The organism is Hydrotalea sp. AMD (assembly GCF_004100315.1).
Classification (GTDB): domain Bacteria; phylum Bacteroidota; class Bacteroidia; order Chitinophagales; family Chitinophagaceae; genus Hydrotalea; species Hydrotalea flava.
Genome location: NZ_SCKY01000026.1, coordinates 37332 through 50652 on the forward strand (window position 1 = coordinate 37332; position 13321 = coordinate 50652).

A 13321-nucleotide genomic window follows, 5' to 3' on the forward strand; every position below is an offset into this window, starting at 1 on the left:
TCTCAATCTTTTAAAAGATATTTCTTAAATTTTTCAGGTGGCCTTAAGTGTACCCTATAAAATAAGTGATCAACACACCTTTACCACTTCCATATTTAATAAATCTCCCAACTTCTGAATTTTGGAACTAATGTGGCCAATACCCACAGCACAATGATGAGCAGGGCCATTACTATTCCAATCATTTACAAATTTTCTGGCACCGATTGAAAATTTATACCGGCTGTTGGTGTTGCCGATCTCCAAAATGGGTCCTGGCACCGATTCTGCTTCTGCTGTCAATAACATGAGTCTCCCATCTACTTTTTCTACAACCGATAGCAATGTTACCGGCCCATGCTTCACAGACATCTCCACTGATAATCCATTCCCTACTTTTCCATGATAAACATGAAGAGGACGTACTTTTGTTTTCCCTTCTGCTATGGCAATATGCCCCGGCCCATCATGACCCATCAGTACTATATCATCTTTAAAATCCATGGCATAATACTCTGTAAAAGATCCTCCGGCTCCAAAGCTGTCCATTATTTTCATTGCCTGGGCGTTCTTTATCTCGTACTCACCTGCTACAGGAATACCCTTTGCGGTAAGTAAAGAATTACCCAAAATAATAGAGCTAATCGCATCTTCATTTGCTTTATTCCCTGTTCCTTTATAATAATAAGCCATTGAACCCAAGTCGTATTTTTCTACTAACCTGTCTAAAGCAACTGAGGTTTTTGCTGCTCTTTCCAGCTCTTCTTCTGCGCAATCCTGCTGAACATCAAATTCGTTGTAAAAAAGTTTTACCCTTCCCCTAATTTCTTTCTTTGAAATATTTTCACGAAGTGATACCAGTTCATCTACTTCAATGAGTTCTATGTGCCCTCCAAAATGCGCATATAGTTTCGCGAGATCGGTATAAATATCCAACATCCCGCTATAATAATGCCCCATACATCCCAAACGGTTGTAATACATGATGTGGGCTACCTTTGCCGCTGCAACCCATTCTCTTACTTCATTCCAGCATGCTTCATCATCATGCAGCATACCGGTTATCTGATGAAATTTGATGCCTACACGATGGAATACATTGGCTATTTCCGGTACCGGACAGGCCGAACAGTATGCCAGCCATTCCCCGGTCATCTTTATCCGGTCTTCCATCTTATTGAATGCTGCATAATCTATGGCCGCTTCCGGAGAAAGATTCAAAATAATCACAGGCACCTTAGCCCTTTGCACTACCGGCAAAACGGTTGATGACAATGCATAAGTGGTTACATACAAAAAGATGATATCCACATCTTCTTTCCGAAACAGGCTGCCTGCCTCAAATGCTTTTTCGGGAGTATCTATTAAACCCAGGTTGACTACATCACATTCATAACTTTCAAGGTTAGACGCTACAATGCTGATATAATTTTCCAGCCTTGTTTTTAATCCTGCAAACTGCTCCCAATAAGCTTCTAAGCCTATTCCAAACAAGCCAGTTCTTAATGTAATATCATTTTTTTTCATTTACCTTTTCCTGCTTTTAAATATTTTTATTTTTCAGAACCTGTTTCTCTCCCTAGAATTTTAAGTGGTAATTCAAGCCAGGCTAATCCGATATTTCTTTTCATGTGATAAGTACTGTAACCTTCAAAGCCATCGTACAATATAGCAAGCCTGTTACCTGTTTTTATTACAGAGGGCATTCCAATAGCGCCTTTCGACCAAATACAATTGCTGCTGTCAAGAACAATCGCCTTATCAGCGGCATTCCATTTATTAATATCTTTCGACCAGTAAACCCATATAGCGTCTGTATATTCTGTTTTGTTGGTATCAATACCTATATGGTTAGTAAATAAAAACCAGTATTTACTGGTTTTGTCATAATACATGGATGAGTTTTCAATTTGCTCCTCTGATGAAACAACAGGCAAACTATCAATAATCCATGAAGCATTTAAATCCTGTGTACGTGCTATACCCAGTGTTCTTTTTATTCCAGTACTATCTTGTGTTGCACCACTGAAAAATTGGACGTATTCATTTTTAATTTTTACAATAAAGCCCGGACTGGCTGTAACGGTATAAAAACTTTTCTCCCCGAGTGGAAAAGGCGTAACATCATATTGCTTTATCCAGGGGCCTTCCAAAGATTTGGATTGAGCCTTCATAGTAAGATATGGGAAAGCAGGGATACGATCTGGTGCAGGGGTAGTATTGGGCGTTCCCAAATAGAACATGTGCCAGGTATCTTTTCCCTTTATAACCCAGGGTGCTGATGCACTTTTTGAATCATCAGTTCCCGGCTCGCCTAATTTCAGAATAGCGCCTTTTTTGACCCATGATTTTAAATCTCTGCTCTCTGCAAGGCAGGCCCTCCAGCCATCTTTGCCAGCTCCATCGTAAAATAAATAATAGACTCCATTATCTTTATTTACAATAGCTTCTCTGGCTCCATATACATCACAACTATCCGGACCATTACCATATCTTAAAACAATTCCCTCGTCAATAGCGTTCATTCTAAGATGAGCCTTAGGCCGCTTATCAATATAACCTTCTTCCTGCGCTGTTATATTTTGACAAAAAATTACTGAGAGCAAAAACATAATAATCCGGTACATCATGATTTGCCTTATTTTAATTGCTTACGTGATAAATCTTTTTTACAATAAATCTTTACTAATGCAAATAGAGGTAATAAATTTATAAAACCAAGTTTAGTTCCTGAATTGAATAACTGCAACAGAAAACGGGTTAAGCAGGATGCTATTATCATTTAATTTAATTTTTTGTGGTGGGTTTTCACCGGTGGTTATATCCACATAGTTAGCCCATCCACCTGATGCATCCGACAGTTGAAGGCGGATAGCCTTATTCCTTTTATTGATTAGCAATAGTTTTCTTCCTTCCTTTGTTTCAAAGGCCTGCGTGCTTACATCTGAGGTATTGATACCGGTAGCTACTAATTTATCACCGGGGCCAAAATTTTCTTTTAAAAGTTTTAATACCCAATAGCGGGCATTAGGTTTCCCATTTTCCCAGTCCATCATGCTTACTGACGGAAATTGCGTAGGATAGCCAACAAGTTGCGACTCGCCTGCAGCATCAATACCGATCTTTGAAAGTTCTAAATAAATATAGGCGTACATGGCTCCGGATAAATTCCAATAAGCATCCGGAATGGGCTTATCGCCGTCCCTAGACAGTATGTTCCCTATTTCGTCTATGGTAGTAAAAGTGTGTGGTGAAAGCCTTTTACGAATACTCTCGATATAGCGGACTTTATTAATAAACCCGTCTGCCTGGTTGAAGAAAGAATATTGATACACATCCAATGGCTGATCAGCAGCATCTCTGCCTCCATAAAAATGATAAGATATACCATCTAATGGAACACCTTTTTTATGGTTTGCAGGATTGAGAAAATATTCAAACCATTCCGGATTATTTGAAAAGGCTAGGGCCATCCCCACAAATTTTGTTTCCGGCGAAACTTTTTTTATGGCCATAACTATTGCATCATACATTTTTGTATAAAGTTGTGGAGAAATGTTGTGCTCTAAGTCCGGCTCATTAAGTACTTCCCAATATGGAATTTTATAATAATGGCCTGACTTGTGATATTTACCCAGTTCATCAGTGAATCCTCCTTTCGTATACCAGCTTACCAACCGGGCAAAGTAACCGGCTACCTCCTTCATGGTGGTATCCCTGAGCTGGGTTCCCTGATTATAATCCCAACAGGTTTGATAAGGATCCTCCGGATATTTCACCACTGCATCTGTCTTCCACATCCAAGCAGGAGTGGTACTGAAATTTATTATTACGGAATGCCATTGTGTGGCTTCCATAAAGGCCTGCATGGTACTATCCAAATAAGTAAAATCCCAGAAGGTTTTGTTACCAGTTGGTGGTTTTAATTCTGCTACGGCCATTTTAGGATAGGGAAACCACGGAACATATCTAACATAATCGGCCCCTAATTCTTTTAAAGCCTTAAAAGTTGGTTTATGTATGGGCGAACCGGGACGCACCATTGGATTTTCAACTAATTGTAACGTTGGAGTAGTTTTAGATATAATTATCGTTTTGTTCCAACTAATCGAGATATTATTATTTTGTGCTTCCAAATGCTGAATGGATAAAAACAAACTAACACCTACAAATATTGTTCTACAAGAATTATAAAAAAAAATTTGTTTCATAATTTACATATTTTTAGTACCCAGGGTTTTGAGTTAATTTACTATTAATTAAAATTTCATTACTAGGAATTGGATATAAACTTTGAAAAGGCTGGAAAATGTAATCTCCGCTAGAATAAGGAATACCCTGTCTGCTTACTGTTGGATTAGCCTTTTCGGTGGCTCCATAAGAATTAAGAAATTGCGAAAGTTCTTCTGGGGTTTTTGTTCGTTTTAGATCAAACCAGCGCCAGTTCTCAAATGCCAGTTCAACCCTCCTTTCGTGCAGTACTGTATCACGGAAAGATTGTTTGTCCAGTCCGCTTACTGCGGGAAGGCCTGCCCTTTGACGTACCTGATTTAGATAGCCATAAGCTTCTGAGGTAGGCCCAGTTTGTTCATTGATGGCTTCAGCAAGCATCAACAATACATCAGAGTATCTTAACACAGGCCAGTCATCATCTGTACGGCCGTATATAGTATGTGGATGATCATATTTTTTAATATAAGGAACCACATCTCCAGTAATTGGACTTCTAAAGTCTAAACCAATGGAGGAATTTTTACGTAAATCACCAGGCTCATAAGTAGCAATCATATCATTAGTCGGAATGTTCCACCCACCCGGATTACTCTGAGGCCATCCTGTAACTGTACCTTGTGATAACCTTGGTGCAAAAGTATAAATAAAACTACTCCACTCTCCCAAATCATTTCCACCCTGGTATTGTACTTCAAAAACAGATTCAGGACCATTCTTTTTTTGGGGATCAAAAACATCTGCATAGTTAGGTACCAAAGAATATCCCAACGGTAGAACCTGGCTAAGAGCGTTGACGGCATCCGGGTACTTTTTTTCAGTAAGATAAACCTTGCCCAATAAAGTCAATGCAGCTCCTTTGGTTATCCGACCTACATTTGCAGAATTGTATTTCAACGGAAGCGACGAAACGGCATCTTTAAGATCTGTTTCAATTTGGGTATATACTTTTACCTGAGGCTCTCTTAAATAATCCCATGCTTTAGAAGGTACATCTAATGGCTGAGTAATAAGAACAACATCTCCAAAATATTGGGTTAATTCAAAATAGTAATATCCTCGGAGAAATTTAAGTTGTCCTTCAAATTGGGCTTTTATGGAATCGGAAATAGCTGTGGTGCTGGCGTTTTTAAGTTTTGCCAGCGTGTTGTTGATATTAAAAAGTGCGTTGTAATAAGCAATATACATCCCATCAATATTACCAGTTCCAGAATTAAAGGTCCAAAATTCAAACGCCTCTATTGAGGGTGCTTGTCCACGGTCACCCGGATTAAAGTCAATCGTTGTATTATCTGAGGGTAATTCATTAAATAGCCACTGGTCGTTAATGATCCCCTGTAATTGCCCATAGACCCCATTAACCGCCTGTTCCAGTTCAGATTGATTTTTATAAAAGACGTCTGTCCCAATTTGGGTAGGATCTGTTTTATTAAGGAACTCCTTTTTACATGAGCATTCAACAAAGCAGAGAGTAATACCAAGCAAAATTATTATTATATTCTTCATTTTTTTAAAATTTTAAAATGTTAGATTAGCTCCAATAGAGAAAGTTCTGGAAACAGGGTAAGCGGCATCGTCAAATCCTGGTCTTGTGCCACCCAGGTTATTAACATCAGGGTTATTCCCAGGATAACTTGTAATTAAAAATAAATTCTGGGCACTTACAAAAAGCCTCACACTATTAAAATTCAAGACCGATTTAGGAATAGAATAACCCAAGCTTACATTTTTTACCCACATATGACTACCGTTATAAACATAACGTGAATTGCTTTCACGCTCCCACTTCCATGTATTAGTAGTAGCGTAAATCCCATTCCCTGGTTGTTGTGCCGATCTGAACCTATCTTTACTTACGGTTAACACATTAAAAACCCCATCCATATTCATAGTGGACTTCTGTATTTGTGCCACTATATCATAACCATAAGCACCAGTTAACAAAACGCTTAGATCGAATTTTTTATAATCTCCGCCAAGTGTGAAACCCCAGGTACCTTTTGGCCAAGGATTTCCTATCTCAACCATATCCTTAGTATCATAAGATATTATTCCATCACCATTAGCATCATAATATTTATAAACACCCGGAATTGCACCGTCCTGTTTAGGCGATTTATTAATTTCATCTTGGCTTTGAAAAATACCAAGTACTTTAAAACCATATATCATACCAATGGGCCGGCCAACTTTTGAAACATTATAATCACTATACAAATCACCTTGCCAAATTTCATCATTAACACCACGGATAGCAAGTACCTTATTACGATTAAATGAAATATTAAAATTAGTCCAAAAACCGATTTCGTTTATTTTAGTTTTAAAATTAGCAGAAAATTCCAATCCTTTATTTTCCACTTTTCCAACATTACCTAAACTACTAGTAAATCCTGAGATTGCAGGCAACTGAATTGATAATAACATGTCGCTTGTTATTCTTTTATAATATTCTACAGTAAATGTTAGTTTATTTTCAAAGGCAGAAACATCTATACCAATATCTGTTTGCGTAGCTCTTTCCCAGCCTAACTCAGAGTTTGCAAAAGATCTCACAACCAATCCGCTAACATAATTGTTATTGAAAACATAATTACTTGGGCTCATAAAAGATAAACTTGTATAGTTCCCAATATTATTGTTACCTGTAATGCCCCAGCTTCCTCTTAGCTTTAAGTCATTTAACCATCTGAATTTAGGCATAAACGACTCATCTGAGATTCTCCATCCAACAGATAATGCAGGAAAATTTCCCCATTTATTTTGTAAACCGAACCTGGAACTTCCTTCCCTTCGAAAAGTGCCAGAAAACAAATATCTACCTTTATATGAGTAGTTTAACCTACTAAACAAGGCTGCCATACTCCAGCCATATTCTGTTGAACTAGCAGATTTTATTATCGCCGCATTCAGAAATGGAACCAAATCATTAGGAAATTGATCCCCACTACCAGAAAGTCCTTTTGTAGTTTCCTCCTGCGCTGTGTATCCGACCAATACATCAAAATGATGATCTCCGAGTTCTTTATTGTATGTAAGCAATTGATCAGCCGAAAGATTCATTCTATCAGAGTAGGAATCATTTTCATAAGCATCTCTGGGGGCAGGAGCATTTTCCCCGGAAATAGTAGATGGGACAAACTGCTTGACAGAACCTCTATAGAGGCCAACATTTACTGCTGTTTTAAATTTGAAATTTCGTAAAAAAGAAAATTCCAAAAATCCATTCGTTGTAATATTAGTATTGGTATAATTTGAATTTGTCTTTTTTAAAACCATAACAGGATTGGGAAATCCAAAAATTCCGTCATGGCCACCGATGTAACCATTGAAAGTACCATCTGCATTATAAACAGGTTCTCTTGGATCCATCAGCAAGGTAGAACCCACTAAGTTATCACGCCCTTCAGTATTAGCTTGATTCTGATCAGAAAAGGAACCATTTAAATTCAGTCCCATATTAATAAATTTATTTACTTGCCCACCAATATTAGCACGAACAGAATAAAGTTTGTAATTAGTATTAAGTAACAACCCATTCTGATCAATATATCCAACCGAAACTAATGATTTAATAGGTCCTTTCCCACTAGAAAGTGTAATATCATAATTTTGGTACAATGCATTTTTGTTAAGGATTTCATTAAACCAATTTGTAGAATATTTAGTTTGTTCAGGATACCGATAATCCAAAGGAACTTCGTCAATAGCAGGCTCCCTGTTCTCGAAATATCGAATTTTATCCATAAAAATATCCTTCTTAAACTGGGCAAATTGCACACCATTTAACACCTTTGTTTTTCTAGAGTCTGGTATGTTTTGGACACCATAATTTGCAGAAGCCTTTAAACTCACTTCACCGCTTTTAGCATTTTTAGTGGTAATCAAGACAACACCGTTTGACCCCCTGGCTCCATAAATGGCTGTAGAAACAGCATCTTTTAATATAGTAATTGATGCAATATCATTCGGATTTAAATTTTGACCAATAGAAGTACCTACTGGAAATCCATCAACTACATATAAAGGTGCACTTCCTGCTCCCAAAGAACCCGTACCCCTAATGGTAACCGTAAATTCCCTGCCGGGAGAACCGGTTGCCTGCTGTACAGTCACACCAGCAGCCTGCCCATACAATAATTGCGATACATTCTGCACAGGAACATCCTTTAATTTTGAAACATCAACAGAAGATACAGCAGCAGTTACATTTCTTTTCCTCTGAGTTCCATAACCCACTACCACTACTTCCCCTAATGCAGAAGCTGTTGAAACCATCTGAATATTTCCAATACTTCCTCCATTATTTACTTTTACTTGCTTTTCTTCGTAACCCACAAACGACAAAACAAGCGTAGCACCTTTATTAACTTGCAACGTAAACTTTCCTTGCGCATCCGTAGTGATGCCGGTTGTAGTTCCTGCTACGTGCACAGACACACCTGACAATGGAACATCATTTTCTCCCACAACAGTTCCATTTACTGTAATTTTTTGCTGGGCAATTGAAAATGATGAGAAAAACAGAAAGAAAACAATCATTGAGCCTCTTTTCTGTTTTAAAAACAGAAGTAGTTTTTTTAGCATAGCAATCAGTTTTAGATTAATTATTAAACATTAAAATAAAAATATTACGCTATATAACTAATAATTAGTAGCATTAGTCAGATAAAAATCAATAGCGATAAATTATTTTAATTACCTAAAAATAAAAAATGTTATTTTACCAACTGTCCTGCACTATGCTGTAATGATTTATTCCCCCTAATAAAATATTCTTTTTTATATATATCAATTTAACGTAAAGAAGTTAAAAAATATCTTAACTGATAGGAAACTGAATATTGAAAATTAAAATCATTTCAATCAGATAGTAAACTTACACTCAGTTTTATTTCTATGAAATGATTTGTAAATTTTGTAGTGCTTTAGCTGCATCCAAACTTCATTTCAATTGAACCTATCCAAAAGTCATTTTAGTTTTTTGGGCAAGTATATCAGATCAAGATTGTTAATGACATTTAAATTAAGCAATCGCCCATCATTCCGGCAGGCAATTACGGAGTTACAGCGTTGCGCAACGCTGTTGTTTTGAAGCAGTATCGAAGAGGGGTGCTACCGGCCGGGTAATTTTTAACCGATGGGTTATTCAAACCGCGCCTCTTTTTCAATGTTGCGGTAGGGTGTTTTAAAAAACAAATCGACCTGCCGGTTAAAATCGTCTTTATACACAATGGGGGTGGAATGGCCGGAATTGGGTAAAATCCATAAATACGATTGGGGAATGTTTTCTGCTATCAGCAGGGTTTGAATGGGGCGTATCACATCATGATCGCCACCAATCACCAATGTGGGACATTGTATGGTATGCAGTTGTGCCAGGGTAATATGCGGTTCGTACGATAGCAAATGTGCCAACTTGCGTTCTCTTTTTACCGCCGGGGTGGCGGGCATTTTGGCCAAAGTATCGTTTAAATGTAGTGCCCATTGGCGTACCCAAGGGTCAATGGCGGTTGTATCGGGCCATAAATTGGCGCCGGTTACGGCTAATTTTTTTACTTTATCAGGGTGGCGAATAGCCAGCAACAAACCGTTAATGCCGCCATCGCTCCAGCCAATTACATAGCAGGAGTCTACTTGCAGGGTATCGAGCAGGGCATTTAAATCATCAGTCATCATTTCATAACTTAATGAATCGCCGGTATCGGTTGTTTTGCCCTGTGCCCGGCTATCGGCTAATATTACCCGATATTCTTTTGAGAAATAAGGTATTTGATATAGAAAATTATTGATGGAACCGCCATTGCCATGTATAATCAGCAAGGGGGCACCGTTGCCATAGGTTTCATAGTACATATTGATACCTCTTGTATGCACATAGTGTCCGGCTTTTTCATTTCGACCATACATGGTGGTATCAAACGGAGAAGTGACTGCACTTTGTGCCATTACCATTTCAGCGGAAGTAGATATTAAAAGCAGTAGGAATAAAGCTTTGATGTATTGCATATCGTCTGTTTTAAGCAGCCTGCCTATTTAAAAGGAATAGCCGCAATGTTTGAACCAGTAAAATACATCAAGCTGTTTACATTAGGAAAGAAAAAATGCTTTTATTGTTTTTGAGTGCGTTTAACCTGCATCAAATTATTTATCTGCTCAATGGTTAATTGTTTGGCAATGATGTGCTTTTCATCATCTAACAAATACAAAGTAGGTGTTTTAAACACATCATACAATTGCCGGTAATTGGGTTCATTGGCTTTTTGTTCAGCTAACCGGGCTTCTTTGGTTTGATAGGTAATCAACCAATCGGGACTAAAATGATGCTCCTGAACAAACTGCTTCATATCATCCATTCTTGCTTCATTTACATTTACGCTGTATAATTTTACCCCCATCGCCTTCCAGCGTGCTTTGTATATAGAATCAATACGGGGCAATTCTTCTTTGCAGTGACCACAGGTGGGATCCCAGAATACTACTACGGTAAATGGCGCCTTTAAACTGTATAAGGAAATATTTTTACCTACTGTATCGGTTAAATTCAGTTCGGGTGCCTGTGCACCAATTTGATTGGCCATCATACTATAAGCCCTGTCCGTAATCATTTTTTTAGATTCGGCATTCAGAATAACGGTATCGCCTTTGGCATAAAAGTTTTCATATAAAAAAAGAAAAACTTTATCCTGCCCCATGTATTCGGGATTGAGGTATTTGTTGGTGAATTTGGTAAGCAAATACGGATATATTTCTTTACCGGTACGGGCAGAGAGTAACATATAATTTACTTCATTGATAATAGAATCGGGCGCTGGTGATACATAATACTTAAAATAATCATCTAATTTTGGTTCGAAGAAGGGTGTATGCAGCAAGCGGTCATCATTAAACAACACATCATCCCAATAATGTTCTTTTACATATCTGAAAGGATACAACGAATCGGGCTTGCCGTTTACTACCGGTATAGCAGGTATTTCGGGGCGCTGCATGGCTTGTAATAAAAAAGCGAGTAATGAGTTAGGGTGTTGATGAATAATATTTTCGCGGCTCTGGTGTAATTTTTCAGAAAGGCTTTTTAATTGTGCTTCTATCTTTAAAGAATCAGCACGGGTATGTTGCAAGGCCAATGATTTTTGCAGGGCATCTATATCACTACCCAACCGGTAACTTTCTTGAGAATATTGCAAAAACAAAGTATTATCGGGTGAGCCGGTAATTAAGGGATGCAATTTATTAGCTGAATCGGCCACAATGTTAAAATGCTGTTCTTTACCAATCAACACTTCAAATTGTATGGTGTATTGGGGCGATACCACAAAATAAATCCCTTCCGTTAAGGACTTACTGCCTTTAAAAGCACCTTCGCTATTGCTGTTTAGCACGGCAGAATCGGCTAATGTTTTACCCTTGCCATAATAGGTACCCAAATAAATAGTGGTGTTTTTAAATGGTTTTAATTGTATATGTATGTTATGCCCGGTTGCAGAAGTAGTGTGAACGGGTGTTTTTTTTTGTTGTGCTATGACACAAAAGGGTAACAACAATGCGATGCAAAAAACGAGGCGGAGGTTCTTCATACTGTAAAAATAGATATTGTAAATGTAAGGAATGGTAGTAAAGGTTGCGTTAATCCTTCCATAAAAACCTTTTTTAATAGTTGTAAATACGCAATCAAAGGCTTAGGATGTTATTTTTGCGCCTGTGAGAAAAAAGAAGGAAAGAATTATTCTGGAAAATATTTTGGTAGAAGATTATGCTGCCGAAGGCAAATCCATTGCTCGTATAAACGGGAAAGTGCTGTTTATTGAAAAAGCAGTACCCGGTGATGTGGTAAATGTATTATTGCACAGAAACAAGAAAGATTGGGCGGAGGGTGAAGCGATTGCCTTTACACAATTATCGCCTCAACGCGAACAACCTTTTTGCAGTCATTTTGGTACCTGTGGCGGATGTTCCTGGCAAATGCTGCCTTATGCCTTGCAATTACAATACAAGGCAAAACAGGTTAGCGACCATCTTATCCGTATTGCCAAAATTAACCTTCCACCGTTTGATCCCATTGTGGGCGCTGCCGAAACCAAGGGCTACCGCAACAAATTAGAGTTTACTTTTTCCAATAAAAAATACATTCCCAAAGCCGATTTTAAACAACTGCCGGCCCATGAAATTGCCGGGAACGAAGTAGCCGGCTATGGTGGTTTTCATGCCAAAGGAGTTTTTGATAAGGTGGTGGAAATAGATACCTGTTACCTGCAAAACGAACCGGCCAATGCCATCAGGAAGGCCATTGTGGCTTTTGGCCGGCAACAAAACATTCCCTTTTATGATGCACGCCTGCATACCGGATGGCTGCGGAATGTTATGATTCGTTTGGCCCGTTCGGGCGAACTGATGGTGAATATTGTAATGGGCTATGAAGACAAACCGCTGCGCGAAGCTCTGCTGCAAAACATTGACCGCCAATTTCCTGAAATTACCACCCTGCTGTATACCATCAATCCAAAATTTAACGACAGCATTTATGATTTGCCCGTGCATACCTGGAAAGGGCCAGGTTTTATTATTGAAACCCTGGAAGATTTTCAATTTAAAATTGGGCCTAAATCATTCTTTCAAACCAATACTGCACAGGGTGAACAACTGTACCGCCTCATTCGCGAATTGGCCGAATTAAATGGCACGCAAACCGTGTATGATTTATATTGCGGAACCGGAAGTATTGGTATTTTTGTAAGCAAACAGGCCAAAAAAATTGTTGGGGTGGAAACGGTTCCCGAAGCCATTGAAGATGCCAAAGAAAATGCTGCCATAAACGGCATTCAGGATGCCGCCTTCTTTGCCGGGGATGTGAACAAAGTTTGTACCGATGATTTTTTTGAACAAAATGGCCGTCCTGATGTGATTATTACCGATCCGCCAAGGGCAGGCATGAACGAAAAATTAACACGGAAATTATTGGATATTGCTGCCCCTTTGGTGGTATATGTAAGCTGTAATCCGGCCACACAGGCAAGAGATTTGGCTTTGCTGGATGAAAAATACACCGTTACAAAGGTGCAGCCGGTAGATATGTTTCCGCATACCTTCCATATTGAAAACATTGTGCAGC

The 13321-nt window shown here is 38.5% G+C and carries 8 protein-coding genes; 1 reads left to right on the top strand and 7 read right to left on the bottom strand.

The window, feature by feature from the left end:
- Window positions 1-69: 69 nt before the first annotated feature.
- From EO766_RS15565 to EO766_RS15595, 7 genes are all read right to left on the bottom strand, one after another.
- Window positions 70-1506: an arabinose isomerase gene (locus EO766_RS15565; RefSeq protein WP_074419869.1), complete on the bottom strand. Its 1437-nt coding sequence runs from the start codon at window positions 1504-1506 to the stop codon at window positions 70-72.
- A gap of 26 nt (window positions 1507-1532) precedes the next feature.
- A complete protein-coding gene (locus tag EO766_RS15570; RefSeq protein WP_218836931.1) occupies window positions 1533-2609 on the bottom strand; it encodes a glycoside hydrolase family protein in 1077 nt (358 codons plus the stop codon).
- 93 nt (window positions 2610-2702) lie between these two features.
- A complete protein-coding gene (locus tag EO766_RS15575) occupies window positions 2703-4190 on the bottom strand; it encodes a GH39 family glycosyl hydrolase (protein WP_074420945.1) in 1488 nt (495 codons plus the stop codon).
- Between the two features lie 13 nt (window positions 4191-4203).
- The gene (locus tag EO766_RS15580) at window positions 4204-5715 is read right to left on the bottom strand and encodes a RagB/SusD family nutrient uptake outer membrane protein (protein WP_074419867.1); all 1512 of its coding nucleotides are present in this window, start codon (window positions 5713-5715) and stop codon (window positions 4204-4206) included.
- Window positions 5716-5727: 12 nt separating this feature from the next.
- The gene (locus tag EO766_RS15585; RefSeq protein WP_074419866.1) at window positions 5728-8796 is read right to left on the bottom strand and encodes a SusC/RagA family TonB-linked outer membrane protein; all 3069 of its coding nucleotides are present in this window, start codon (window positions 8794-8796) and stop codon (window positions 5728-5730) included.
- A 558-nt stretch (window positions 8797-9354) separates the two neighbouring features.
- Complete coding sequence (locus EO766_RS15590) at window positions 9355-10218, bottom strand: alpha/beta fold hydrolase (RefSeq protein WP_074419865.1); 864 nt, start codon at window positions 10216-10218, stop codon at window positions 9355-9357.
- Between the two features lie 101 nt (window positions 10219-10319).
- Window positions 10320-11789 carry a TlpA family protein disulfide reductase gene (locus EO766_RS15595; RefSeq protein WP_081301262.1) on the bottom strand — a complete coding sequence of 490 codons (1470 nt, stop codon included), beginning with the start codon at window positions 11787-11789 and terminating at the stop codon, window positions 10320-10322.
- A 124-nt stretch (window positions 11790-11913) separates the two neighbouring features.
- Here EO766_RS15595 and rlmD point away from each other — a divergent pair.
- Window positions 11914-13321, top strand: a 1408-nt coding sequence (gene rlmD / locus EO766_RS15600; RefSeq protein ID WP_287101494.1) for a 23S rRNA (uracil(1939)-C(5))-methyltransferase RlmD, incomplete at its 3' end; no start/stop codon positions are given.